The 26,708-nt window shown below is 62.8% G+C and carries 22 protein-coding genes; 7 read left to right on the top strand and 15 right to left on the bottom strand.

Annotated features, from left to right (window positions below; genetic code table 11):
- Positions 1 to 257: 257 nt before the first annotated feature.
- A complete protein-coding gene (locus ACYQ12_RS07670; RefSeq protein ID WP_459869769.1) occupies positions 258 to 914 on the top strand; it encodes a potassium channel family protein in 657 nt (218 codons plus the stop codon).
- Positions 915 to 956: 42 nt separating this feature from the next.
- A complete protein-coding gene (locus tag ACYQ12_RS07665) occupies positions 957 to 2,321 on the top strand; it encodes a TrkH family potassium uptake protein (protein WP_459869766.1) in 1,365 nt (454 codons plus the stop codon).
- Here ACYQ12_RS07665 and ACYQ12_RS07660 read toward each other — a convergent pair whose 3' ends face one another.
- Positions 2,322 to 2,939 (bottom strand): LysE/ArgO family amino acid transporter, encoded by a 618-nt coding sequence (locus tag ACYQ12_RS07660; protein WP_459869763.1) that lies wholly within the window; start codon positions 2,937 to 2,939, stop codon positions 2,322 to 2,324.
- A 103-nt stretch (positions 2,940 to 3,042) separates the two neighbouring features.
- Here ACYQ12_RS07660 and ACYQ12_RS07655 point away from each other — a divergent pair, with 103 nt between their 5' ends.
- On the top strand, positions 3,043 to 3,936 hold the full coding sequence (locus ACYQ12_RS07655) for a LysR family transcriptional regulator ArgP (RefSeq protein WP_459869760.1): 894 nt from the start codon (positions 3,043 to 3,045) through the stop codon (positions 3,934 to 3,936).
- Here ACYQ12_RS07655 and argE read toward each other — a convergent pair.
- Complete coding sequence (gene argE / locus ACYQ12_RS07650) at positions 3,933 to 5,108, bottom strand: acetylornithine deacetylase (RefSeq protein WP_459869757.1); 1,176 nt, start codon at positions 5,106 to 5,108, stop codon at positions 3,933 to 3,935. The two genes, ACYQ12_RS07655 and argE, sit on opposite strands and share 4 nt — an antisense overlap.
- A 334-nt stretch (positions 5,109 to 5,442) precedes the next feature.
- Here argE and ACYQ12_RS07645 point away from each other — a divergent pair, with 334 nt between their 5' ends.
- Positions 5,443 to 5,817, top strand: coding sequence for a hypothetical protein (locus tag ACYQ12_RS07645; RefSeq protein ID WP_459869754.1), 375 nt, complete (start codon positions 5,443 to 5,445; stop codon positions 5,815 to 5,817).
- A 90-nt stretch (positions 5,818 to 5,907) separates the two neighbouring features.
- Here ACYQ12_RS07645 and ACYQ12_RS07640 read toward each other — a convergent pair whose 3' ends face one another.
- Positions 5,908 to 6,213, bottom strand: a complete 306-nt coding sequence (locus ACYQ12_RS07640; protein WP_459869751.1) for an MTH1187 family thiamine-binding protein — start codon at positions 6,211 to 6,213, stop codon at positions 5,908 to 5,910.
- Between the two features lie 378 nt (positions 6,214 to 6,591).
- Here ACYQ12_RS07640 and ACYQ12_RS07635 point away from each other — a divergent pair, with 378 nt between their 5' ends.
- Complete coding sequence (locus tag ACYQ12_RS07635) at positions 6,592 to 7,119, top strand: ankyrin repeat domain-containing protein (RefSeq protein WP_459869749.1); 528 nt, start codon at positions 6,592 to 6,594, stop codon at positions 7,117 to 7,119.
- A gap of 20 nt (positions 7,120 to 7,139) precedes the next feature.
- On the opposite strand, the gene ACYQ12_RS07630 is transcribed toward ACYQ12_RS07635, so the two are convergent.
- The 10 genes from ACYQ12_RS07630 to ACYQ12_RS07585 form a co-directional block, all read right to left on the bottom strand.
- Positions 7,140 to 8,315, bottom strand: coding sequence for a DUF2955 domain-containing protein (locus ACYQ12_RS07630; RefSeq protein WP_459869746.1), 1,176 nt, complete (start codon positions 8,313 to 8,315; stop codon positions 7,140 to 7,142).
- An 82-nt stretch (positions 8,316 to 8,397) separates the two neighbouring features.
- The gene (locus tag ACYQ12_RS07625) at positions 8,398 to 9,459 is read right to left on the bottom strand and encodes an HlyD family secretion protein (RefSeq protein ID WP_459869744.1); all 1,062 of its coding nucleotides are present in this window, start codon (positions 9,457 to 9,459) and stop codon (positions 8,398 to 8,400) included.
- 34 nt (positions 9,460 to 9,493) lie between these two features.
- Positions 9,494 to 9,949, bottom strand: a complete 456-nt coding sequence (locus tag ACYQ12_RS07620; protein ID WP_459869741.1) for a MarR family transcriptional regulator — start codon at positions 9,947 to 9,949, stop codon at positions 9,494 to 9,496.
- 106 nt (positions 9,950 to 10,055) lie between these two features.
- A complete protein-coding gene (locus tag ACYQ12_RS07615; RefSeq protein ID WP_459869738.1) occupies positions 10,056 to 10,448 on the bottom strand; it encodes a group II truncated hemoglobin in 393 nt (130 codons plus the stop codon).
- A complete protein-coding gene (locus ACYQ12_RS07610; protein WP_459869735.1) occupies positions 10,448 to 11,587 on the bottom strand; it encodes a hypothetical protein in 1,140 nt (379 codons plus the stop codon). The genes ACYQ12_RS07615 and ACYQ12_RS07610 overlap by 1 nt, the downstream gene beginning before the upstream one ends.
- Positions 11,584 to 16,482 (bottom strand): hypothetical protein, encoded by a 4,899-nt coding sequence (locus tag ACYQ12_RS07605; protein WP_459869733.1) that lies wholly within the window; start codon positions 16,480 to 16,482, stop codon positions 11,584 to 11,586. Before ACYQ12_RS07605 ends, ACYQ12_RS07610 begins: the two co-directional genes overlap by 4 nt.
- Positions 16,479 to 17,426 carry a hypothetical protein gene (locus ACYQ12_RS07600; protein WP_459869730.1) on the bottom strand — a complete coding sequence of 316 codons (948 nt, stop codon included), beginning with the start codon at positions 17,424 to 17,426 and terminating at the stop codon, positions 16,479 to 16,481. Before ACYQ12_RS07600 ends, ACYQ12_RS07605 begins: the two co-directional genes overlap by 4 nt.
- On the bottom strand, positions 17,423 to 18,871 hold the full coding sequence (locus ACYQ12_RS07595) for a hypothetical protein (RefSeq protein WP_459869727.1): 1,449 nt from the start codon (positions 18,869 to 18,871) through the stop codon (positions 17,423 to 17,425). The genes ACYQ12_RS07600 and ACYQ12_RS07595 overlap by 4 nt, the downstream gene beginning before the upstream one ends.
- A 186-nt stretch (positions 18,872 to 19,057) precedes the next feature.
- The gene (locus ACYQ12_RS07590) at positions 19,058 to 19,837 is read right to left on the bottom strand and encodes a hypothetical protein (RefSeq protein ID WP_459869724.1); all 780 of its coding nucleotides are present in this window, start codon (positions 19,835 to 19,837) and stop codon (positions 19,058 to 19,060) included.
- Positions 19,838 to 20,333: 496 nt separating this feature from the next.
- A complete protein-coding gene (locus ACYQ12_RS07585) occupies positions 20,334 to 20,705 on the bottom strand; it encodes a hypothetical protein (protein WP_459869721.1) in 372 nt (123 codons plus the stop codon).
- 276 nt (positions 20,706 to 20,981) lie between these two features.
- Between ACYQ12_RS07585 and ACYQ12_RS07580 the strand changes: the two genes are divergently transcribed.
- Entirely contained in the window at positions 20,982 to 21,320 is a 339-nt protein-coding gene (locus tag ACYQ12_RS07580; protein WP_459869719.1) for a 4a-hydroxytetrahydrobiopterin dehydratase, read from the top strand.
- 1 nt (position 21,321) lies between these two features.
- A complete protein-coding gene (locus ACYQ12_RS07575) occupies positions 21,322 to 22,512 on the top strand; it encodes an amino acid aminotransferase (protein ID WP_459869717.1) in 1,191 nt (396 codons plus the stop codon).
- 84 nt (positions 22,513 to 22,596) lie between these two features.
- On the opposite strand, the gene ACYQ12_RS07570 is transcribed toward ACYQ12_RS07575, so the two are convergent.
- Together ACYQ12_RS07570 and ACYQ12_RS07565 are read right to left on the bottom strand one after the other, a co-directional pair.
- Entirely contained in the window at positions 22,597 to 23,904 is a 1,308-nt protein-coding gene (locus ACYQ12_RS07570; RefSeq protein WP_459874481.1) for an MATE family efflux transporter, read from the bottom strand.
- Between the two features lie 99 nt (positions 23,905 to 24,003).
- On the bottom strand, positions 24,004 to 26,523 hold the full coding sequence (locus ACYQ12_RS07565; RefSeq protein WP_459869714.1) for an EAL domain-containing protein: 2,520 nt from the start codon (positions 26,521 to 26,523) through the stop codon (positions 24,004 to 24,006).
- Between the last annotated feature and the right edge of the window lie 185 nt (positions 26,524 to 26,708).

Raw genomic sequence — 26,708 nt, 5'->3', positions numbered from 1 at the left:
CCTAACGAAGGATGAGGGTGGTTCATGCAACGCAATACGCAGCATTGCCCACGCGGCGATTCTACCCGTTTCCGGCAATGGTTCGCGAATGCGTGCCGGACGCTCCGGTATGGCGCGCGCTGCGTCGCGTGGTGCAGGCTCGATACACCCAGCGTGACAGCAGCGCAGCCGAACCGTATGGTAACAGGACCACGGCTCGCCGAGCCGCTCCCAAACGGCGGGATGCGGGCGCAAGGACACGGACAGGAGGAACGCAGATGTCACGTCAGTTCGCCATTCTGGGGCTAGGCTACTTCGGGGTGACCGTCGCCCAGGAACTCCGGCGTCGCGGCAATCAGGTACTGGGTGTCGATCACGACGAAGAACGGGTCAACACGCTGGCCGACCAGCTCAGCCATGCGCTGGTCGCCGATATTACCAATGAGCAGGCGCTTGCCGAACTTTCCCTGGGAGAATACGACGCCGTCATCATTGCCGTGGACGACAATCTCGAGGCCAGCCTGACCTGCACCCTGCTGGCGCGTGAGCAAGGGGCCCGCGAAATCTGGGTCAAGGCCCATTCGGATACGCATTATCGTCTGCTCGATCATCTGGGCGCCGATCGTGTCATCTATCCCGAGCACGACGCGGGCATCCGCGTGGCGGAAAGCCTGCACTACCACGCGCTGGTGGATTTCATCGATCTGGGCGATCGCCAGTTCGTCGTGGACCTGCAGGTCAGCCACCGCCTCTGCGAGCAGTGCACGACGGTAGGCGACCTCGATCTGGACGACAACCACATGTCGCTGATCGCCATCAAGCGCGGCCATGAGCTGCTGTCATCCCCCGATGCGGATACCCGGCTACAGGAACAGGACAACCTGATCCTGATCGGCGACCTGGACGACCTACGCTCGTTGGGAAAGAAACTTTAAGTCCAGTCACTCAAGCCCAGCCAAGAGAGATCTCCCGTCACCATGAGGCTCCGCCAACGTCTTGCCCGCCCCTTCCGGCACTTTCCCCATGGAGGCGTGATTCGCTTTTCGCCCCCCGAACTGCTGCTGCTCGGCTTTGCTCTGCTTAGCGCTGTCGGTACTTTGCTGCTGCATCTGCCTATTGCCGCCTACACCCCCTTGGCCTGGAACGAGGCGCTTTTTACGGCCACCTCCGCCGTGACCGTCACCGGCCTGACCATCGTCGACACCTCGGGGCTCACCCTGTTCGGGCAAATCGTGGTGCTGAGCCTCATCCAGCTTGGCGGCCTCGGCTTCATGACCTTCACCGCCCTGACTTTGCTGCTGCTGGGCATGCGCCTGCCACTTCAGCAGCAGAAACTACTGCGCGAAAGCCTGAGCCACACTTCCTTCAAGGATCTGGTCCATCTGGTGCGCCTGATCATTCTTTTCGCTCTGATCGCCGAGACATGCGGCGCACTGCTACTGGCCATCAGTTGGGTACCCGAATACGGGCCACTGAAAGGAGCCTGGTTCAGCGTGTTCCATGCCATTTCGGCGTTCAACAATGCCGGGTTCTCGACCTGGCCCGACAGCCTGGCATCCGACGTCGCCAATCCATTGGTCAATGGCGTGATCAGTGTACTGTTCATCACCGGCGGCCTGGGATTCGTGGTGATCGCCGAACTCATCGGGCGGCGCAGGCAAGCAGGCCTCTCGCTGCATGCCCGCCTCGTGCTGCTCACGACGCTGGCTCTGATCGGGGTGTCAATGATCGCCCTGTTGCTGCTCGAATGGCGTAATCCCGCCACCCTAGGCGGGCTGGACGGCATCGGTGCGCGGCTACAGGCTGCCTGGTTCCAAGCGGTGACGCCACGTTCTGCCGGCTTCAATACCGTGGATACCGGCGCATTGACGGCACCCTCGACACTACTGACCATGTTGTTGATGTTCATCGGTGCCGGCCCAGGTTCGACGGCCAGCGGTATCAAGGTCACCACCTTCGTGATCCTGTTTCTGGTGGCCCGCGCCTTTCTGCGCGGCAGTGCCCAGCCCGCCGCACTAGGCCGTGCAATACCCGAGGAAACGGTCCTCAAGGCGGTGGCCGTGGCGCTGGCCGGCATGCTGCTGATTTTCACCAGTCTGTTCGCCCTGACCCTTACCGAACCCGACAAGGCGTTTCTCGATCTCGCCTTCGAGACGGTCTCCGCCTTCGGTACAGTGGGGCTGTCACGCGGCATTACCGGAGAGATGTCCCTGCCCGGCCAACTGGTGCTGATCGTCACCATGCTACTGGGCCGCGCCGGCCCGATCACGCTGGGCTATTTCATCGCCACGCGACGTCAGCGCGGCATTCGCTATGCCGAAGGCCAGGTGCATATCGGCTGATCATGCCGGGGAGGCGGTGATATCCCCCGCCAGCAGACGCCAGGCGACCAGAATCAGCAGCGTTGCGATGCAGGCATCGATGATTCGCCATACCCAAGGATTGGCCAGGCGCGATGCCAGCCAGCCGGCGGCCGCGACGAGCCCGAAGAACCAGCCGAAAGAGGCACTGGCCGCACCAAGATAGAAACCCAGCGGACTGGCCTGGGCCGCCCCGATCGCGCCCAGCATGATCAGCGTGTCGAGGTAGACCTGCGGGTTGAGCAGCGTCACCCCCAGCGTGGCCAGCACGACTCGGTAACGCGACCCCGAGCGCACCTGGCTGGCGGCCAGACCGCCGCGACGAGTCAGTCGGCGCAGCGCCTGGCCTGCCTGCCACAGCAGAAACGCCGCTCCCCCCAGTCGGGCCAACAGCATCAACCCCTCGTGGCTGGCGATCAGCCGTCCCAGCCCCAGCACGCCCAGGCCGATCAGCAGCCAGTCGCAGAGCGCGCAGAGTGCCGCCACCGTCCAGGGATATTCCCGGCGTAGCCCCTGCCCCAGCACGAAGGCGTTCTGCGCACCGATGGCGATAATCAGCCCTGCCCCGGTCACTACGCCCTGAATGGCCGAACTCCACATACTTTCCCCCGTTCCGTGGTGCCAGAGTGGCAAGGAGAAGCAGCGTAAGCTCGCCTAAGGTATAAAGGAAATTAATTGAAGAGATGGGTAATTACCGAAACTGATGCTTGACTACAAACTCCTCGAGGCGCTCGCCGCGGTAATCGATCAGGGAGGATTCGAGCGGGGCGCGAAACATATCGGCCTCACCCAGTCCGCCGTCTCCCAGCGCATCAAGCTGCTCGAAGCCCGACTTGGCCAGCCGGTACTCGTTCGCACCCCCAAGCTCGCCCCGACGCCGCTGGGCCGACGCCTACTCAACCACGCCCAGCAGGTCAAGCTGCTGGAATACGACCTGCTGGATCAGATCCCCGCGCTGGGAACGCGCGAGCAGCGTCTGCGCCTGGCACTGAATGCCGACAGCCTGGCGACCTGGTGGTCCCAGACGACGGGAGAATTCTGCCAGCGCCATGGCGTGCTGCTGGATCTGGTGGTAGAGGATCAGGACGTCGCGCTCAAGCGCATGCGCGACGGAGAAGTGGCCGGCTGCATCTGCGCCACCTCGCGCCCGGTACAGGGCGCTCGCGCCCACGCCCTGGGCAGCATGCGCTATCGCGCGCTGGCCAGCCCCGCCTATGTGGCGCGGCATTTCCCCGACGGTCTGAATCATCAGGCCCTGCGCCAGGCGCCGGCCATCGTCTTCGGCCCGGATGATCGGCTGCAGCACCGCTATCTGGAGATGCGCGGCTTTCGCGAGCCCTTCCCGCATCACTTGTGTCCGTCATCGGAGGGCTTCGTGCATCTCGCACTGGCGGGCATGGGCTACGGCCTGATTCCCGAGCGTCAGGTTACCCGCGAACTCGCCGAGGGGCGCCTGGTCGACCTGGACTCGAGCAGTTACATCGACGTTCCGCTCTACTGGCACCACTGGCGTCACGGTGGCGACACCCTCGAGGCGTTGACCGCTCATCTGCTGGTGGCCAGCCGGACCTGGATGACGCCAGACACGATGATCTAGTGCGCAAGATGCACCACCAGACGCTGCATGAAGGCCTCGCAGGCTGCCAGTTGCTCGAGCTCGAGATATTCGTCGGGCTGGTGGGCCACGCGGATCGAGCCCGGGCCGCATACCACGGTTGGCCAGCCTTCGGCCTGGAACTGTCCCGCCTCGGTGGTATAGGCCACGGCCTGGGGCACCTGTTCGCCCAGCAGCTCACGACACAGCGCCAGCGCCGGCTCGCGCTCCCCGTCGCCCAGCGCCGGCACGGTGTTCATCAGGCGCTCGGTGACGATGCACGCCTCGGGCGCCCGTTGACGATACGGCGCGATCAGCTCCTCTGCGAAGGCATCGACTTCGGCGAGCATGGCCTCGACATCCTCGCCGGGAAGATGGCGTATCTCCCACTCGAAATGGCACTCCCGCGCCGTGACGTTGGTGGCGATACCGCCGTGTACGCTGCCGACATGGTAGCTGGCATGCGGCACGTCGAAGCGGTGGTCAAGCATTGCATGACGAATCCGCTCCTGCATGCGGCTCTCGATGAAGGTGATCAGCCGCGCGGCGACATGAATGGCGCTGACCCCCTGGTCGACCTGGCTGGAATGAGCCGCGCGCCCGGTGACCGTGGTCCGCATGTCGGTGATCCCCTTGTGGGCATTCACCACCTGCATCATGGTTGGCTCGCCGACGATCACGGCGCTGGGTGTCGGCAAGGTGGTACGCAGCCTTTCGATCAGCCGTGGCGCACCGAGGCAGCCGATCTCCTCGTCATAGGAGAAGGCCAGCATGATCGGGCGCGAGAGCCTGGCCGCCAGCATGTCCGGCACCGCCGCCAGCGCGCAGGCGATGAACCCCTTCATGTCGGCACTGCCGCGGCCATAGAGCCGTCCGTCGCGCTCGACCAACCGAAACGGATCGCTCGTCCAGGGCTGCCCTGTCACCGGAACCACATCGGTATGTCCCGACAGCACCACGCCGCCCGGCACCTCCGGTCCGATCGCCGCCATCAGGTTGGCCTTGGTCCCGCCGTCGTCGGAAATCCGCCAGCAGCGCACGCCCTGAGCTTCCAGCCAGCCTTGCATCTCGTCGATCATCGTCAGGTTGGAATCCTGCGAGACGGTCGGCATCGCCACCAGTGTTTCCAGCCAGGCGCGAGCGTCCCGCTGCTGATGTCTCGTCAATGTTGCCATGGGCACCTCTGCCTAGGGTTTTTCGCGAGTATGCGCAGCTTTGCCTGCCGACACCAGCCCGGCCACGATACCTGAACGCCACCTGAAGTGGATGGCATCGGCCATGCTCCAGCCTTGCTCCAATAACTCCAATAATGGACAGCATTGTCACCCGGCCAACGCACTTGCGGAGCCAAACAGAGAGGACTATAAGAAGGAGTGCATACTACGCTCCGGCTGATCGAATAACTGCATTTCAGCTCGGTAGCATGCATCTTGCGCTATCAGGACGATACCGCCATTGAGATGACGTCCCCCTGCGGACGCCCACTTACCCCCGGAAAGGAGTCTTGCAATGATGTCACCCCACCGTAGCTGTCGGCCACTGGTTTTCGGCCTGGCCGCCATCGCTTCGCTGACCCTGGCCGGTTGTGCCAGCGACAGTAGCTCAATGGAAAAACGCCCGACGGACTATGTCGTCACCGGTCTCGGCGACGATCGTGATGAAGCGCTTGCCGCCGCCAAAGAGCGCGCGCTTGAGCAATGCGAGGAACAGGATCAGGACACGTTCGAAATCACTGAGCAACATCTGTACCGCCCCGATTCGTCCAACGCACAAGACGCCGAACAGCAATTGGAGGGGGCCACGATCGACGAAGACACGGAACTCAGCACTCTTTCCCAAGAGGGTGAAGCCTACAAGGCCGTCTGGACCATTCAGTGTCGTTGAAACATTAACAGGCAAGTCTCACCCCGGCTGCGACCTTACGCCTAACGGCCGTCGAGCCTGGCCTGCGGGTTGACGACCCCGCAGGCCGGGTCAGCCCTTGCCGAGCAGCGATTCCACGCGGTCGATACGTCCCGCAATGGAAGACTCGGCGTCCGTACGGGTGCCGACATGCAATGTGGTAGTGATCCGCGGTGCCCCCATGGCATGTACCGCCTCATGGCATTGTCTGACGACCGACATGACCTCGTCCCAGGGGCCTTCGATATTGGTACCGAAAGCATGCAGTCGGTGTTCGAGCCCCGAAGCGTCGATGATCCTTGCGCATTCGGCGACGTAGGGTGAAACGGAGGCGCCGACGCCCAGCGGAACGACGCACAGATCGATGATGACATGCATGGCCAATTCTCCCGGTTGCTTTGCTCTGCTGATGACACCTTCAGCGTGGCGTCCTTTGCTCATGGCTAAGCGTAGCATCTCGGCCCCTGTCGAACGGCTTATCGCGCCTATAGGCAATGCCTAATTGACCCGGTACCTGTCAGCCGCCAAGGTGAAGACATCGAAACGTGCCGAGACAATGCCATATCGGCAGCCTCCAGCCATCTGACTGCCGCAGGTAGGCAGGCGGCTTCTCGTCTATCTTGAGAATCTGTCCGGCGTGAGAATCTGCCCGGCTTGAAAAGCTGTCTGGCTTGAGGTCGGTCTGGTTCGAGGCTGCCCCGGATTCGCCCGGCAAGCCATGAAGTCCTCTGCCGCCCCATTCAAAGGAGTCACTCAATGACGGATCAATCGCATACCGAAACTGCAACGGCAAAGCCGGAACTCGATGAGGACATGATCAGCTTTGCCAATGCGGTGTTCGATAGTGTCCGCCGCGGTGAAACTCCGCAGATCGGCGAACTGCTGGAGCAGGGCCTGCCCGCCAACCTGCGCAACCACAAGGGCGACAGCCTGCTGATGCTGGCCAGCTATCACGGCCATCTCGAGACCTCACGCGTCCTTCTTGAGCATGGTGCCGATCCCGAACTGCGCAACGACAATGGGCAGAGCCCTCTCGAGGGGGCGGCCTTCAAGGGCAATCTGCCCATGATCCAGTTGCTGCTGGAGCACGGTGCGAATATCGAGGGTACCTCGCCCGACGGCAAGACGGCGCTGATGTTCGCCGCCATGTTCAATCGCACCGAGATCGTCGACCATCTGCTCGCCCAGGGCGCCGACAAGCAGGTCCGCGACGCCCGCGGCATGACGGCCCAGGAGCTGGCAACTGCCATGGGAGCGACAGACACGCCAGCCCAGCTGGGCTAGGCGCCGCCTCATCTATCGCCTCAATTCGTGACGAGATCGCTGCGCGTCGCTTCGAAGCGATTGAGCAGCGCATGGACGCCGGCCATTACCACCAGGCCGACCGCCATGGCGACGACCATCGACGAGAAGCGATACAGCGCGCTGTAGACGAGATCCTGATTGGGCGCCAGATACTGGCCGAACAGGATACCCAGGGTGGAGATCCCGCCAAAACCGATGCCCGAGGCGCCGCCTTCCAGCACATGCGCCCGCGCAAACAGCATCAGTCCGATCCAGTACATGATCAGCACCAGCAACAGATTGTCGGCGTAGGTGAACAGCAGCGATTGCATGATCAGCCCCATGTTGCACCCCAGCAGCGTGCCGATGATGCGCTTGCGGGCCGAGATGCGCATGCCCGGATAGTTCAGCGCGAACAGGATCAGGATCGTCGCCATCTGGGCCGACAGCGAGTCGCGCAGATCGAAGACCTGAAACACCACGAAGGACAGCGTCGCCATGATCGCGCCGAGCAGCGTTTCATGGCGTATCTGCCGTGACGACTTGGGCGGGCGCGCCGGCGGCTGGCGCGGCGTCACATCGGGAAACAGCTGATACATCAGCAGGGCAATCGCCACCGCCAGCAGCGACGCGACGAAGTTGCTGGTCAGCAGGTCGTACAGATCCACGCTGGGATAGCTGGCGAAGTGGAACATGATGCTCAGGCTCAGCACGCCGTTGGCGCCGAACAGGAACATCGGCCCCCGCGCCATCAGGGCAAAGCGCGTATAGAACAGCACGAAGACCACACCCGTCATGATGGCCGGCATGTGGCTCAACAGTCCGACGACCAGACTCACCTCGACACAGTTGATAGCCGCCCCACCGAGAAACTGGCGAATGATATGCGCATTGATGGTCGGCAGGATAGCCAGCAGGAACATCGGAAAGATGGTGAAAAAGACACCGTAATTCCAGTTCATCAGATGGCTGATCAAGAACCCCAGCGCTCCCCCTCCGGCAACACGCAGGCATTGCCTCAGCCCGTTGGTATCGAGTTCCGCTCCCCCCTGCGAGCGACCGCTCAGTGGTTGCAACAGCCACCCCAGCGCGCTGCGCAGATGGTCCGGGACGCGGCGTGAGCGCCGGAATCCACGCGGTCTCGCGCCTCGCGGTCCGGCAGCCGGGAACGATTCGGCGGGGCGCCGATCGCTCATCTCTTCCCCTGCAGACTCGGGTGACGGCTCAGTAGACGCCGAGTTCGTATCAGCAGTCGTGTTTTTATCAATAGACATGTTTTCAGTAGATGTAGTGCATCAGACTCACCAGACGAATCTGCAGGCGGGCAAACCATCCAATCAGCGGATGGTCCTCCGGAAGCAGTTGCACCGTGGCGCGCGCCCCAGAGGCCGGCGAGGTGGGCAGCGTCTCCTCCAGTGCGGCATGCAGGCGCAGACGTTGGGCGTCACGCACCCAGCGATCCGAAGTGGGGATATCGGTGAGTTGACCATTGGCCAACTGCTGGCCTTCGCGTACCCCGGCATCTATCGAGACGACCCGGGCCTCGAACACCGCTCCCGGCAGAGCATCGAAGGAGACGCGTACCGAGTCGCCGGCATCCACATGACGCAGGCTCTTCTCGCGAAAATCGGCGACGATGTCCAGTGCCTCGCCAACCAGCGCCATCACCGGCACGCCCGCCTGAGCATAGGCCCCCTCCTCAAGTTGCAGGTTGCCGACCTTGCCGGCATGCTCGGCACGTACCGTGGTCCGGCGCAGGTTGAGCTGGGCATTGGCCAGGGCATTGCGCGCCTGGCGCACCAGCAGATTATCCTCGCCGCTCTCGCCGCGCTGGACTTCCAGTTCATGAATGCTGGCCTCGGCCGCCTCCACCGCAGCTTCGGCGGCACGGTAATCGGCAACCACCTGATCGTACTTCTGGCGCGAGATGCTGTTGTTCTGCAACAGACGCTTCACACGGCGCTGCTCCTGCGCCAGCTCCTCGGCATCGGCACGCGCCGCTGTCAGGTCTGCCCGCGCCGCCGCCAGAGAGGCATCGAGCCGCGCGTTCTGCTGCGCCGCTTCTTCAAGCGCCAGGTCGGCCTTCTCGACCGCGATCCGGTAAGGTTCGGGATCCAGCCGGAATAGCACGTCACCCGCCTCGACATGGGCATTGCTGCTGACATCCACTTCCACCACGCGGCCGCTCAGTTCGGGAGCCACCTGGGTCACTTGGCGCATCGCCCGAGCCTGAGGTGTCAGCGGCATGAACAGATCCGCCACGACGAAGTACGCAAACAGCACGGCAAACAGCGCAATCGCCAAACGCACCCAGCGGGCAAAACGTTGGTCCGGGGTCATAGTTCTCTCTCGTTACGGAAATCCAGCGACAGGCTCAGGAAAAGCCCAGCACTTCATCGGCATTGCTTTCGATACGCGACAATACCCGCAGCAACGCGTCACGCTCCTGCTCCGGGATGCCCTCGAGCAGGCGCGCACGAGCCTCGTTGGCACGGGCATCGAGCTCCGCCAGTACGTGCCGGCCTTCTGGTGTGAACCACACTTCGCGCGCCCGCCGGTCCCCGGCGCTGGTGCAGCGATGCACCAGACCCTGTCGTTCGAGTTGTTCCAGCGTACGCGACAGGGATGACAGCTCGATGCCTAGCGAGTCGGCCAGTCGCTTCTGGGTCGCACCCTCTCCCAGATGACGCAGCACGATCAATGCCGTCCAGCGCGGTTGCGTCAGGCCAAGAGGCGCCACGGTGTGATCCACCACCATGCGCCATAAACGGTGGACATGACCCAGGCGCAGCCCGAGGCTATCCAGGGAGGAGGGATATTCTTTTAGCATGCTAATCAGAATAGCAAAGAATTACTTAGCTAAGCAAGTATCTATACCGACACGCCAACCCCCTCCGCGAAGTGGCAGAAGCAATGCGACGCGGCGGCAAGAATGATCAGCGGTTGCGGCACATCTCGGCGGGATGACGTAACTGCGAAAGCAAGTAGTTCTCGAGCTCGCTGTCGACCCCCATCTCGTCGAGCGCCGTACGCATGCACGACAACCAGGCGTCGCGCTCCTCGGGGCCGATGGGCAGGTGACGATGTGCGGCGGGAATGGCGATGGGCCCGAAACGCTCGCGGTAACGGCTGGGGCCCCCCATCCAGCCGATCAGGAAGGTGGTCAGCTTGTCCCGTGACTGGCTCAGGTCCCGGGGATGCAGCGCCAGGATTCCCCGCGCCTCGGGCAGACGCTGCATGGCATCATAGAAGCGATCGACCAGCTCACGCACCGCCGCTTCGCCACCCAGGGCGCGCAGGGTACTGTCACCGACACCGTAGACAGGCATCAGTCATTCACCTCATCGTATTCGGACAGAGTCGATAGCCATCTCTGTGCCAACGTTTCGTCGAGGGGCTGGCCGGCCAGTTCGATCAGGCTGGCATCGTCAAGCACCTCCTGATCCAACCCCCGCGACACGTGGCCTGGAGAACGCGCGCCGACATGGCGCCGGTTGGTCTTGCCGGTCAGCGCATGCAGCGGATACCCACCTCCAGCTTCCAGACGTTCGATCATCGGCGCGTAGAGTGCGGACAGGCGAATCCCCGGCACGGTTTGGCGCAGGCGCTGGAAGAAGCCCAAACGCTCGGAATCGAGATCGCCCCAGAACGTGACATTAGGCAAGGCGAGCAGTTCGTCAAGCGTCTGCCACGAGGCACCGCCGCCCATCAGCCTCACCCGCTCCGGTGCCTGCAGTGCCTCGTCCAACGACGCACCATGATCGAAGCTGCACACCAGCGCCAGGCGCTTGTCGAGTCCCACTCGGCAGGCCCGATCGAAACTTTGCGGATGCTCGATCCACAACACTCCCTCGGGCTTGGCGGGCATCGCCGTCAATACCCAGGCCATCGGCCCGCGAAAGACCATCGTGTCGATACCGAAGCTGCGCACCAGTTCACGGGGCAGCGCCGTGAGCAGCCTGCTGCTGCCCAGCAGATACCGTGCGCTGGCCCCGAACGTACTGAGGGCGTACGCAGCAGGCAGATTAGCCGCCAGCGCACGCAGCCCATCGGCGAGACGCTGCTGGTCCTGCAGGGACCAGTCCTGCAGCACGCCATCCAGGACATGACGCCAGACCGCAGCCTGGGCGACATCCAGTCCCAGCGAACCGTCCGGTTCGGCGAATTCCGATTCCAGACGATGACGCAGCGCCTCGGAAAGACACACCAACACATCAGGGCGCTGCCGGAGGGAAGTCAAGGCTTCGGTCTCGATCACCCCGGCCCCGGCCAGTTCGTGCAGCGCTTCCCAGCCATCCGGCCCGGTGGGGCAAATACCCTCGCGCCAGAGCTGCGCCACCAAGGCTTGGCTGCGCCAGCGCTTGTCTTCCTGCCGGCGTCCTTTTTCGGTGGGTTGCCGCCGGTGCAGTGTCCAGTCGCCTTCCAACCAAGCTTGCACCGCTTCGGCACGCTCGCTTAAATGACTCATGATGTCGGTTCCGTGACATGGATTCCGAACAGGCTGGCCTCGCCCACGCTGCGGGCCTGGCTGTGAGAATCGACGATGCGGCCATCACGCACGATGACATGACCGCCCTGCCCCTGAGTACCGCCGATCACGCTGCCGATCAGGTAGGTGGGGAAGATCGTCGCGTCGTTCTCATAGTTCGGATTGTGAATCAGGCCGATCATCTGGAAGCGGCCGCGCGTATTGCGCAGCGACTCCAGAGAATCCTGAATCAGACGGCGATGCGAGAGCTTGGAGAACAGCCCGTCGAGCAGAATCACACTCTCGCGACCGGCACGGGCACGACGTTTGTGATGACCCGGCAGATCGCGCAGCTCGCGCTCGATGGCGAATTCCGACAGCTTGACCAGCCACATGAGCGACACCGCCTCGCGCTGGCCCTCGGACATGTCCTCATTGAGCGAGAACAGCCGCCCGTGAGGTCGGATGGCCTCATGCTTGATACGGATCGACACGTCGCGGAACAGGCCACGATAGATGCGACGCCGGATCTGCCGTCCAAGCTCCTCCTGCTGTTTATCGTACGGGAGGCGACGCCGATCGGTGCCGGCCTCGCCACTCTCCTGCTGCTGGCGGCGGCGCATGGCCACCTGATGCTCATCGATGTCGGCCAGTAGCTGCTGGATCAACTCGCGCACGGCCTCATCCTCGATCAGCGATGCCTTGACCTCGAAATAGGCGCCACCGTCCCCGCTGCGGCGCGCCACGCGTTTCAGGATATCCAGATTGCCAGCGGCGTCGACGATGATCGAGCCAAGGCGTTCGACCAGCGTCCCCTCGATGTGCTCGCGCGACGCGTGCAGCTTGGCCACCCGGTCATGGTGCTCGGCGAGTTGACCCTCGAGCTGGGTATAGAGCGCCTGCAGCTCAAGAAGCGCTGCCGGGCTCACCCCTCCCAGTGTGGTCAGCCGCGCCCGCTCCGTATCGTTGAACAGGCGGCTGTCCCGGACGTCCCGAAGCGACTCGTCCAGCGCCTGAGCCCGCAGCTCGACATCGCGCGCCAGACGCTCGCGGTTGCGTGAACGTTCGCCGAGATTGAGCCCATCCAGCGCATCGATCAGGGTCTGTTGACAGACTTCCAGCGCAGCAAGATCGATACGTTCGTCATCGCCTGCGTCGCTGCCTGCCAGATGGCACCAGTCGGCGAGCGCCCTGTCCAGTGCCTCGGCCTGCGGATGATCGAAGGGCCAGCGGCTGGCCTGGGGAAGGTTGTCGAGCGTTGCCAGACGGCGAGCCCAATCGGCGGGCAGCTCACGCACCACTGCCAGCCAGGCAATGCCCAGTTGGTCGCTCAGCGTCATTGCTTGCTGGTTGGCATCGAGACGTCGTTCGACCGCCTGCAGCTCGCCGGCCTTGGCCTTGCGCGACTCACGAGCCATACCGAGCTCACGCTTGAGCCGAGCCACTTCGCGTTCGAGTTTCTGGCTGCCTCCCCTCTCGTCACGCATGTCGAGATAGGAGCGAATACGCGCGAAATCGAAGTCGGCGCGCCGGCCGGCGGTAGTCGCGGCCTGTTCCAACTCGACCTTTACCGTCTCGGCAGCGGCCATGAAGGCCTCACCCCCCGCATCCTCGAATGCCGCCAGCGCGCGCAGCCGATCGCGTTCACCGTCGGTGAACAGGTTGCGCAGCCGGGCCGCCAGATCATCGCCACGCTGATGCAGCGACGCCACCCGCTCGGCCGCGTCATTCTCGCGCTCGCCGACGATTTCGCCCTGTTCACGAATCTCCTCCAGGCGCGACTCGATCCCCGCCAAGCGTTCGACCCCACCGGCATCGGCGAACTTCTCCGCCGCCAGCCAGGTCGCGCCGTGAGTTTCCAGTGCACTCTCGGCCTCGCGGATCTTCGATGTCAGCTCGGCCAGCCGGGTTTCGGTATCGAGCAGATCTTCAGCGGCCGCTTCCAGGGTCCTGTCGCCTCCCTCGAGCAGATAGCGCTGGTAATCGTCGATCACCGCCAGCGCGGCATCGCTCAGACGCGGCGCCAGTTGCTCACGATGCATGGAGAGCGCCGCCTGCTCTGCCGTGATGGCCTCGAGGGCCGCCTCGACGTTCTCGCCATCGGCCGCTTGTGCCTGCAGAGCCAGTGCAAAACGCTCACCATGCGGGTCGAGGCGTCCAATCTCATCGCCGAGAGCGATACGACGCTCCCGATCGATCGATAACCGACTCTGAATCTCATCGCGCAGCGCCGTGAGATGCTGTGGATCGAGAGCGGCCTTGACCGCCAGCGTCTCCGTGCCCTGCACGGCGCCCAATGGCGGCCAGCCCTGAGCCAGACAATCGGCCAGCCTGCCGGTTTCGAATACGGGCACGCCCAGCCCGTGTTCGATCATGAGAGCCGCCGCCTCACTGGCCGCTGCCTCACCCGCGACCACCGGAGCGAACAGCTGCCCGGCCGCCTGGGACAGCCAGCCACGCTGCTGCGTCTCGTCGGCACCGCTGGCCGTCAGCGCTTCATGCAGCGCCACGAAGGCAATTCCGGCATCGTCGAGGATTCGGTGCGCCTCACTCTCGGCAACCTGACGGGCCAGGGGGTCGCCGGCCAGGCTTTCCAGATAACGCTCGCGGGATACGATATGCGCGTCCAGCCCTTCCGCCTCTCGCAGCAGACGCGGATAGCGGCCCTTCGCATCCTTGAGCCACTGTGCCGGTGTCGACTCGCTGAACTCGCCAAAGCGTAGCCGGGCCTGATGCAGTTCACGCAGGCGTTGCTCTTCCCGAGCCAGGCGATGGCCCTCGTCCTCGATCTCGCGGAATCGGCGATAGAGGCGGTCGCGCAGATGAACCGGCTCGTCGGTGCCATGAATCTGCGCATAGCGCCGCGCCGCCTCGGCCAGCGGCGTCAACCGGGCCTGCAGGGATCTGGCCTCGTCCTGGCGTCGGCGCTGCTCGCGCAGAACCTGATGCCACTCGGAGAGTTCGGCCTTGCGCCGCGACCAGAATTCGTGAACGTCGGCTTCCGGCCAGCCCTCGATGAAGGCTTGCCAGGCCTCGCGCCCTTGCTGCAGCGGCCCCTGCTCGCCCTCCAGGCGCTGGCGCTCGCCGTCCAGTCGATGGCGCTCTTCACGCATGGCAGCATGCCGGGCAGTCGCTTCGCCCCGCTCGCTGTCGACCTGCTCCAGTTCTTCGCGCAATGTCTCCTGCTGCTCGCTCTTCAGTGCCAGCAGCTCACTCGGCGAAGCTTGTGGGTGGGCGGCCTTGAACTCCGCATGCCACTGGGCAGGCTGGCGCAGCTCGCCGATCCGACCGAGATGGCTATTCAATGCCTGACGTGCCTCGTCGGCTCTGGCCATGGCAGCATCCCGGGTGGCTTCCGGCGCCTCCAGTTCTTCTTCGCCGAACAGCCCTTGCGACAAGGCCTGAGTATAGAAGCTCTGGTTGTCGGTGAACTCGCGCTGACGCGACTCGAGCTGTTCGCGTTCGTGATCGAGCCGCTCCCATTGCGTATCGTCGGCTTCGATGTCGGCCTTGAGCTCCTTGAGATATCGACGGTCGGCGATCACCTCCTCGCGGAAGCGGTTGCCATCGAGGCTCTCGAAGATTTCTGCCGCTTCATCCAGCCGGCCCAGAGCTCGGGAACGTGCGGAGTCGTCCCTGAAGGCAAGACTCTCTGCGAGCCACGCACGCGCGGCAGCGAAAGTGACGTGATGCACCTCGCGTGCCTGCGGCCATGCCGCCTCGGGCAGATGCACCAGCCGGCGGTGTGCGTCGACGCGCACGCCGCGCTCGGACAACGCCTGGCGCACGGCACGCTCGGCCTGGCCGGTCAGCCGGGCGAGCAGCCAGGTGGAAACCCTGGGCCGTTCGGTATCGCCAGCCGCCCAGGCAAAGCCCGCGATCAGTTCATCGGCATCGGCATCGGGCTGCCGCGGCAGTCCCGGCAGGGCCAGCAGGGCCTGGCCACCCACCATACGTTCGCTGGCCGCGAGCTCCTCATCGAGTGCGCCTAATTGGCGGCGTGCATCAAGCAGGGTTTCGCCCTGCGCGTTGAGCTCGGCCAGCCGCGTGACCTTGTCTTCGGTACGACGCTGGTCCTTCTCGGCCTCGTTCAGGCGATGACGAAGCTCGGTGACCTTGGTGCCCGAATTGAGGATCACGTCCTCGATCAGCTCTTCACCTTCGTCGGTCTCACCGCGGGTCGCGCCGGAGAGGATCTGCGGTGCCAGCACCTCGAAGAAGAACGCCTGGTCAGCCTTTTCACCGGCGCGAGGCTTGATGGCGTTGAAGATCTGGCTCTTGTCGGCGCCGCCCTCCTTCTGGAAGGCAGCGAGCTGGGCCAGTTCGCGCCGCGAAATATGCGCGCCGACGGCGTCCAGCCACTCTTCGCGGTTGGCGCTGCGCGTCACGCCATGGCGACGCATGGCGGCTTGTACATCGGTGTTGGCATATAGCGCCAGCTTGACATCACGGGTGATGTGGTGGACCGGCACGTCCTCGAGTCGCCCGCCATAGTGGTAGAAGGCGAGCCCGCTGCCGTCGCTGTAGCCGTACATGCCGAACACGAACGTCTCGCCGGCGACTTCCTCGCCGGCAGCGGAGAGCATGTCGCCCTGCCCGCCGCGCTCTCCCGCACGAAATTCGACACGTAGATGCGACCAGCTGCGCCCATGGCCCGTCACGGTGGATGGCGAACATTTGCGTCGGGTACGTGCGAGCAGGGTCCGATCGCGCGATAGCAGACCGATCAGCGCCTCGGCGAGGGTGGTCTTGCCGAAACCGTTCTCCATGCTGATGGCGCTGGACTGGCCGCGCAGGTCGAGCAGCAGGTGACGCATCTTGGCGTCCCAGGGAGAGGCGATGTCGCCGTGCTTGTTGAGCAGATTGGCGACCTCGATGCGATTGATGACACTCATGCCCGCTCCTCCGGTTCCTGGCCTGCGGTGGCCGTATCCTGCACCGGCACGTCTTTTCTGCCGCCATCCTCGGCCATGTCGAGCATGTCGCCCTGAGCCTCGGTCACGAGGCCGGCCTCATCCCGGCCGTTTTCCTCACTGCCTGTCGATTCGTCGCCATTCTTCTCGGCTTGCGTATCGAGGCATCGTTCACCCGATAGCAGGTCGACCAGATGCGACAGGTGATGCACCCCGACCTGCTCGGCTTCCAGAGCCCCCAGCAGAGTTTGCTGCCAGATGTCGTCACCCTCGGCGTCATGCCGGCTGTCGCGAATGGCTTCGAGATGGCCGGCCTGGATATGCAGATCGATGAAGGCCTTGACCCGCCGGGCAATATCCTCGCCACGCTCCTCGAGCAGTACGCGACTGGTCTCGGGGGCATTGTCGCCCTGGGCACGCAGAGTCTCGAGCTGTTCGCGCATCAGCTCGACCAGTTCGGACGTGGCGAAAGTCGCTTCCTGATAACGGCTGACGTCCGACAGGGCGCGGTTGATCCGGGTATAGAGCAGTGCCTGCATCAGCAGCCATAGCTGCAGATACCACTGGGCGAGTTCGGCGCGGCTCTCCTGACGTAAGCGCAGAGCATCGAAGATCGGCTCACGGGTATACAGCGGCGGCTGCTCCAGCTCCGGGTCGGGCAGCAGCGCGTAGAGTCGCGAACCGGGGGCGATGCCGGGGTAGTCGCCGGACTCGAACACCTTGAGGCGCAGCCCTTGCCCGGCCAGGAAATCACGCAACGCCTCGCGCTCGGACTCCAGCGCATCGTCGATCAGCGCGCAGACGTCGCGCTCGGCCAACTGCCCTTCACGCGCCGCACGGCGCTTGCGCCCGTTGCCGGGCTGGCGCTCGGCGGTGCGATAGCGCAACAGGTAGGCGACGACTTCGCCCATCTCGGTCATGTTCATAGGGGTTCGTCCTGCTCGACGACGCGCGGCGGCGCCGTTGATGGTTCGTTGCGGGAGGATGGCTCGGCGTCGGCTGTCTGAAAAAACCCGAGCGACGGTGTGACCGGCCCCTCGATGCGCCGGCCATCCGGCAGGGTGATCGCGAAGGGCCGGGCCTCGACGCCCACCGCCAGGTGGCTGTCCAAGAGCTGCGTGTCCACGAAGGTATTGAGCAACTGGGCCAGGCAGTCCTGACCCTCGAAACGATGCCACCCCTCCTCCAGCGCCTCGGGCAGCGATAGCGGGGCCTTATCCAGGCGCTGGCGCAGAGCCGGGCCGCGCGCTTCGAGAAAACGTGCCAGCAATGGAGCCTCGGGGCGAGCATCGGCGTGTTCGTCAAAGACCAGGGCGGTTTCGCTCCTCTCGGCCCGTCGGCTCTCGAGCAGAGGAATCAGCGGCTCGACACGAGGCATGGCCACCCTGAGCCCGAACGGCATCATGCGCATGACCAGGACATCGCGTAGCGCGGCCGGCAGCGATGCATGAAGTGCTCGTCGCGCCAGGTCGGCGAAGTCGACCACGCCCATCGACTGGATACGCCCCTCGGCAATATCCGCAAGCAACTCGGAGAGCCGGCGCGACAGGTTCTCGATAGCGGTCAGTACTCGTCCGATGGCCCCCGAGAGCATACGCAGATCCCACTCCTCCTCCACGGCCTCATCCCAGGCTTCAAAACGCTGCATGACGTCGGGCGTGGCCAGCTGCGCGCGTGCACTGAGCAAGGTGCTCTGAATCGTCGACAGCGCGTTATGGTAGTGGCGTTCATTATCGAGAAAGGCGCGGAGCTTGCCCTCGCGCGTCGGATTCTCGCGTACCCGGCGCAACTCCTGCGTCAGGGCGCGAATCGCCATCAATATCTGGTTGGTGATATCGGGAATGCGTGCGAAGTCGCCTCTGGCCAGTGCGGCCAGTATCTTGGCGGCATCGTACTCGGAGTACAGAAGATCCTCGACCTGACTGGCCAGGGTCACTGCCTGCCGACCGCTGGGCGTCAGGCGGACCTGGCCTGTCTGGCCCTGTTTCTCAATCAACGCGGTGCGCTTGGTGCTGACCATACCCCGCGTCTCGCCGAGTCCTCGGGCCGCCGGCATAGCGCGAAAATGAATCTCGCTGGGCGTGGCCAACAGATTGATCACGAAACTCAGGTCGTCCAGAGGCAGGTCGGGATAGTGCTCGCGCAGGTGCGCCAGACAGCGCGTTTGCGAGACAAAGGCACTATTGGTGGCGAAGTCGACGTCGAGCAGGAAGTCGAGCAACAGACAGCCGAGGTCCAGCCAGTAACCGTCGCGCAGACCGCGACGCTGCTCCTGGCTGACCTGCACGAAGGAAGAACCCGGCTCATGGGCACTGTCGTGAAGATCGATCAGCCGCGTGGTGGCGACGAGAAGCTTGCTCCAGGCGGTCATGCGTCATCCCTAGAAGAAGAAGGGCAAAAGACGCATTATGCCAAGTCCGGTGGGGGCGGGTCATGCGGATCATCGGATCACATGATCATCGAAACGCGAGGAGGCTATCGAAGAGACATGACAAAAGGCAGCCAGTCTCCCGGCTGCCCTGGTCATTCGTGTGCTTTCACGTAGTGCTCGTCCTATTTAACTACCCTGACTGTTATTGGAGCCCCCTGAACCGCCCCGGTTGAAACTGTCGGAGCCACCACCGCGGTTGCCACTATCGTTCTGGCTGCCCTGGTTGTAGCCCTGGTTGCCGTAGTTCTGGCGATCCTGATTGTAGCCCTGGTTGCCGTAACCGCTCTGGTTGCCGTAGTTCTGGCGGTCCTGATTGTAGCCCTGGTTGCCGTAACCGCTCTGGTTGCCGTAGTTCCGGCGATCCTGATTGTAGCCCTGGTTGTCGTAACCGCTCTGGTTGCCGTAGTTCCGGCGATCCTGGTTGTAGCCCTGGTTGTCGTAACCGCTCTGGTTGCCGTAGTTCCGGCGATCCTGGTTGTAGCCCTGGTTGCCGTAGTTCTGGCGATCCTGGTTGTAGCCTTGGTTGCCGTAACCGCTCTGGTTGCCGTAGTTCTGACGATCCTGATTATTGTAACCCTGATTGCCATAACCGCTCTGATTGCCGTAGCCCTGGCTACCTTGGTTATTGTAGCCTTGGTTGCCATAACCGCTCTGATTGCCGTAGTTCTGGCTGCCCTGATTGTTATAGCCCCCATAACTATCCTGGTTACCGTAGTTTCGGCCGCCGCCGTTATTATTGCTCCATTGACTTCCAGAACTGTTCTGGCTGCCCTGCTGATAGCCGCTCTGGTTACCATAATCTTGGCTATCGTAGCCTCGGTTACTCCCGCTCTGCTGCGCCATGGCGGCGCCGGAAGTGGCAAGTGCGGATGAGACTGCAGCCGTGATGAGTAGTTGCTTGAACATGGCTCTCTCCTTTAGCCAATGAAATCTCGCATTGTCGTAGGCTAGCTGTTCACCGTAAACTAGCCACGTACAATCAACTTAGAAGCTGACGATGCAAGATAAAGCCTTTCCTGTATCGCCTTGTCATTAAAGATCAAGCCAATAAACATTCATTTCGAAATATCAGAAAGTTACCGTTCCACGCCAAACAAGCCGAGACTCAAGCACAAGAAAATTTAAATTTTCTTCAAGAAAATATACCAAATGGATGGTGACAAATTACCCAAGGCTTTACTGTCCTCCGGATCAAGCAACAACAGCATGTATCGACAAACAATAATGTTACGCAACGTCGGTATAAATTCGCACAACCTAGAGGTTAATCGACAACCGAGAAAGACAGGCCAATGCTTACGGCGTATCGCTTGTAGCCGCGTGCAGTCGGCAGGACCGGCTGCACGAGACCTGATTACATGACTAGCTGAATGCCATCAACTGGCAAGGCATCAATGATATTTTAGCTGCCTTGGCTGTTGTAAGGGCCACCGGAACCGCCCTGATTGCTTTCTTCAGCGCCTTGCCCGCCGGAACTTTCCCCTTCTCCGCCCTGGCTGCCCTGTGGTTCGTTGCCACCAGCGTTGCCTTCACTCTGACCGCCCTGCCCCTCCTCATCCGGCTGTTTTATGACTTGCTGATTGCCATAACCATGTTGGTACTCATTGTCATTCTGATCGTTGACGGTCACGTAGTCCCGATGCGGTTCGTCCTGATGATAGTTTTCCTGATGGGGATCTTGAGGCTCGGCATTCCTGTCGTCCTGTTGGGCAATGGCGGGGGCAGCGACAAGCACGGTCGTCACCGCCGCTGAAACGAACAACTCCTTGATCATGATGTGCTCCTTAAATGCATCAAGTGGGCTACAGACTGTGCGGTCAAACGGCTAGGCTGATCAATAACGCCTCCGGACAGCGGATGGCCTGGAGATCACCTGCCGGTCATGACACTCGTCGCCCGTCTGGCCACTATAAGTGGACCGCTACGATCGATTCTCCTATCGACCGGCTAGCGTGCGTGCTTCAGGCCTCGTACCTTCAGTCTAGTCCAACAGGCGTGCCATGATTCGAACGGACACATCATGACGCAAGCTGCCACGCAGGAGATACCCATGAACACGCTTCGCTTACTCGCCTGCACACCTTGCCGGACCGATGCGCCTCCCCTTGGCGAAGAAGAACTCGGCGAGCTGAAAGCCCAGCTTCCCGATTGGCAGTTCGTCGAGCGCGATGGCATCATGCAACTGGAACGTGTCTATGCGTTCCGCAGTTTCCGGCAGGCTCTGGCGTTTACCAACCGGGTGGGTGAAATTGCCGAGGATGAAGGCCATCATCCGGCACTGCTCACCGAATGGGGCAAGGTCACCGTGACCTGGTGGACCCATAAGCTCAAGGGCCTGCACAAGAACGATTTCATCATGGCCGCCAGAACCGACGAGGTAGCGAAGTAACATGTTCGAGCAGATTGCGCGGGTGCCCGGGGATGCCATTCTCGGGTTGATCGAAGCCTTCAACCAGGACCCCAATCCACAGAAGGTCGACCTGGGCGTAGGCGTCTATCGCGATGCACACGGCATCACCCCGGTGATGCGGGCCGTCAAGGAAGCCGAGGCGCTGCTGCTGAAGAACGAGACAACCAAGAGCTATATCGGCTCTCATGGTGACCCGCGCTTCGGCCAGTTCATCCTTTCGCTGGTACTCGGCGACTCATCCCCCGTGTTGGCTGCCAACCGGGCCAGCGCCACCCAGTCCCCCGGGGGAACCGGCGCCCTGCGTCTGGCGGCCGACTTCATCAAGACCCAGTTGCCCGGCAAGGGGATCTGGGTTTCCGACCCCACCTGGCCAAACCATCTGGGCATCTTCGAGGCTGCCGACGTCCCGCTGAAGAAGTATCCGTACGTCGACGCCGACAATCGCCTCGACTTCGACGGCATGCTGGCAGCCCTCAAGCAGATCCCTCAGGGTGACGTGGTGCTGCTGCACGCCTGCTGCCACAACCCCTCGGGCTTCGATCTTTCCAACGCCCAATGGCAGCAGGTGCTGGAAGTGGTCAAGGAGCGCAACCTCCTGCCCTTGGTGGACTTCGCCTATCAGGGCTTCGGCGACGGCCTGGAAGAGGACGCTTACGGCGCACGCCTGCTGGCCGAGAATCTCGATGAGATGATCATCACCAGCTCCTGCTCGAAAAACTTCGGCCTCTATCGCGAGCGCACCGGCTGTCTGATCCTGATTGCCAAGGACGCCGAGCAGATGGAAAACGTTCGTTCGCAGATGGCCATCGTCGCCCGCGAGAACTACTCCAACCCGCCGGCTCATGGCAGCGCCATCGTCTGCGAGATACTGGAATCCGCGGAACTGGCAGCGACCTGGCGCGAGGAGCTCACCGAAATGCGCGATCGCATCAACGGGCTGCGCCGCGATTTCGTCGATGCACTCAAGCCCTACGGGCTGGACAAGGCCTTTGCCCACGTCGCCGAGCAGCGCGGCATGTTCTCCTATACCGGCCTCAAGCCCGAACAGGTGGACCGCCTGCGCGACGAGTTCGGCATCTACATGGTGCGTTCAGGCCGGGCCAACGTGGCGGGGCTTTCCACCGAGAATCTGCCCTACGTCACCCAGGCCATCGCCGCCGTGTCGAAGTAGCGTAATGCACCGCAATACGCATCGACGCCCGGGCCGAGCCCGGGCGTTTTTGTCAGGCTGCATTGGTCTATCGAGGCACGGCGGCTACAGTAAGCTGTCCTTCAGAAGGCCACTCGAGCCCGGCTCCGCCCCACGATTGCCCAGCGAGCGATGGAAAAGCCCCAGCGCCAGCACGCCGGCCAGCACATTGCCCAATGCCGCCCCCAGTGCCAGCCCCGTCATCCCCCCCAGCGTAACGCCCAGCCACACGCCGGGCAGATAGCAGACGAACAGGCGTACGAAAGACAGCACCATGGCGCGGAACGGCCAGCCCAGGGCGTTGGACGCCGACACCACCAGTATGCACAGCCCCAGCAGTGAATAGCTGGGCAGCATGGCACGGATCAGCGTGGCCAGATCGCCACGTACCTCGGGATTGCCGGACAGGGCCTGTGCCACCCAGGGCGCCGCCAGCGCCATGACAATCCCCAGCCCCAGTTGCCATGCCACGACGGCACGGATGGCGATACGCATCAATTGGCGGATACGCGGCCAATCATCGGACCCGTAACAGCGCCCGAGCCAAGGAGGCAACGACATGGTCAATGCCAGCACCACCATCAAGCAAACCGTCTCCAGACGGCTGGCCAGCCCCCAGGCCGCAACGGCCGTTTCCCCCAGCCTCGCCACGATCGCCGTTGCCAGCATGGCAGACAAGGGAGGCATGAGCTGACTGACCATCGCCGGCCCGGCGATTCCCAGAAAGGTCCCGGCGGAGCGGCGACTCTCTTCTGCCAGCCCTTCGCGACTCAGCCAGTCCTGCCGCCCCAGGCGACGCATCAGGATGACCAGTCCCGTACCGAAAGACAGCGCCGTCGCCCAGGCAGCCCCCGGCAGGCCCAGACCGGGAAACGGCCCGGCCCCATAGATCAACAACGGATCGAGCCCCAGGTTGAGCAAGCTCGTCAGCACCATCATCTTGCCTGGCAGACGCGTATCACCATGAGCCCGGAACAGGCTGTAACCGAAGTACAGAAGCGCCCCCAGCCAATTGGCGAACAACTGCGGCGCCCAGTAGGTACGAATCAGGATCAATGTTTCACCGTCCGCGCCCAGACGCCGGAAGATCGGTATCTGTAACGCCCAGAGCACCACGGCCAGCAGTGCAATGGCAGCGCTGCCGCCGATCAGTACCAGGCTGCCCAGCCGGCGCGCGCGCGCCGATTCTCCGGCACCGAGTGCACGAGACACCAGCGCGGCGATGGCAATCCCCAGTCCGACCTGAACGCCGATCATCAGAAACGACAACGGAAAGGTGAATGACTGTGCGGCCAGCGGTACGGTGCCCAATCGCGCAATGAAAGCACTGTCGACCAGTTGGAAACCCAGCAGTGACAGCACTCCAATGGCCATCGGCCAGGTCTGCTGCCATAGCTGCCGGCGTAACGAAGAAGGTTCCTGCACGTCGGATCTCAAGTCTTGATGAATGAAAAGGTTCGAAGCGGATAATGTCTACGGTGAAGCGCCGGTGGTGTCTTCCGCGCTGGCGTGTCGGACCAGCCAGTGGCGGGCCTGGGCGGCATCGAGCGGGCGCGACAGCCAGTAACCCTGCCCCGTGGCACAGCCCTCCTCACGCAGAAAGGCGACCTGTGCCGCGGTCTCCACGCCTTCGGCCACCACCTCCAGCCCCAATGCATCGGCCATGGCGATCATCGCGCGGATGATCTGGCTATCCTCACGGCTGTTGGGCAGGTCATGCACGAAGCAGGCATCGATTTTCAAGGTGTTGATAGGCAGCCGACGCAGATAGGACAGCGATGAATAGCCAGTGCCGAAATCGTCGACCGACAGTCGGACCCCCAGTGCACGCAGCCGTTGAAGAACGCGCTGCGTCACGTCCGAATGATCGGGAATCAGACAGCTCTCGGTCAGCTCCAGCTCCAGTAGCGAAGATTCCAGCTCATGCTCCGATAGCCGCGTCTCGAGCGCATCGACGAAACGCTCCTCGCTCAACTGACTGGCCGATACGTTGACGGCAATAGGCACCCGGGGCAGGTCCACCCAGGCTTGCTGCTGTTCGCAGACGCGATCGAGCACCCAACTGCCGATGCGTTCGATCATGCCGAGCTTTTCCGCCAGCGGAATGAACTGCGCCGGCGAGACCACGCCAAGCTCCGGGTCGTTCCAGCGAAGCAGCGCCTCGAATCCCGTCAGCCGCCCATCGATCAGCGAAACCTTGGGCTGATAGACGAGCTCCAGCGCCTGCGCATCGAGCGCTCGGCGCAGGCTGTGTTCGAGTGTCAGCGCCTGGCGATTATGCTGGCCCATGTTCGACGTATAGAAACGAAACTGATTACGCCCCGATTCCTTGGCCCGGTACATCGCGGTATCGGCATGCTTGAGCAACCGCTCGGGCGTATCGCCATCCTCAGGGTAGACGCTGATGCCGATACTGGTGGAAACGCCAAGCTGATGCCCCAACACATCGAGCGGCCGGCATATCTCGACGATCAGCCGCTCGGAAAGACGCTCGAGGTCAGCAGGGTCGGTCAGCTCCGGCACGAGAATGGTGAATTCGTCACCCCCCAGACGCGCCACGGACTCCCCCTCTCCCACCACCACCTGCAGACGTCGCGCGATGTCACGCAGCACCTGATCACCAATGTGGTGCCCCAGGGTATCGTTGATGCGCTTGAACAGATCGAGATCGAGAAACAGCACGGCCATGCGATGCTGATGACGATGCGCACTGGCCAGCGCCTGGCCAAGACGATCCAGAAACAGCCGACGATTGGCCAGCCCCGTCAAGTCATCGAAATACGCCAAGCGGTGAATCTGCGCCTCCTGGCGCTTGCGATCGGAGATATCGCTGAAGATCGCCGCGAACTGCTGAAGTTCACCTTCGTCATCGCGGATTGCCGTGATGGTTAGCCATTCGGGATAGATTTCGCCGTTTTTGCGCCGGTTCCATATCTCGCCCTGCCAGTAGTCCTGTTCAAGCAGCGCGCTCCACATGCGCCGGTAGAAGGCACCATCCTGACGCCCCGAACTCAGGATCCCCGGCGTCTTGCCGACGGCTTCCTCGGCGCTGTACCCGGTAAGCGTGGTAAAGCTGGGGTTGACCGACTGGATGATGCCATGCGCATCGGTGATGATGATGCCATCCACCGAGGCATTGATGACGCGCTGGGCCAACCGCAGATGCTCGGATGAAGCCCGCAGGGCATGGTCACGCTCGGCCAGCGCCTCCTTGAGTTGATCCATCACCTCGTATTCGATGCTTGCCACGATATCCGCATAGGATAGCAAGCCACACAATCGGCCCTTGGCATCCTGCACCCCCAGATGGCGGAAATCCCTGTCACGCAGCAGGGTCACGGCCCGTACCAGCCCCATGGTGTACGGTACCGACAACAGATTGCGGCTGCAGACGTCACTGGCTCGCTCGCCGGGCAGCGCCCCGGCCAGTGCTGCGATCAGATCACGCTCGGTGAGGATGCCGTAGCTCTGCTCGCCGTAATCGATGACCGCTGCATCGACGTTGGCCTCCCGCAGACGCGTCACCGCTTCGTCGAGTGCCAGATCGGCCTGAAGGATCAATGGCGGTCGCATGACAGTACTGCCCACGTCGCGCATCGTCAGATAGTATTCCATGCCCTGTTCGCGCACGATGTCCGACAGAGTGAGCATTCCCAGCGGGCATCCCTCGCCATCCTCGACCAGAAGCCGCCGCAGGCGCTTGCGCTTCATCAACAGCGCGGCCTCGTTGAGATCGGTGTCATGTGCAATGCGTACCACGGGACTGCTCATCAGGCGTGATATGGGCATGGAAAGCAGGGTACGATCAGCGAAATCGAGACGCCGGGCGTCACCTTCGCTCCAGATACCGCATATCTCATCATGCTCGACGACCAGAATGCAGCTGACCCGCGCCTGAAACATGCGCTGCGCAGCCTCCCCCAACGAGAGGGACGCCTCACAAGTCAGCAGACCACCCCGAACCAAGTGCCCTACCTGCAGGCCGGTTCCCATGCCATTCTTCCCCCGGTGCATTGATGTGACTCCACGTCAATTGTGGATGCTCGCTCGCGACGGTCTCGGCAATGTCCTGAATCGATGGTCGGGGACATGGCCTGCAAGGATCGTCCTGAGCGGTGACACCCTATCTTATCATCAAAGCACGCAAACGCCGCCGAACTGCACTCCGCCCCGTTCTG

It is taken from the genome of Halomonas shantousis, assembly GCF_054654615.1.
Note: the sequence above shows the minus strand (reverse complement) of the source record. Positions and strands in the feature narration are given on the sequence as shown.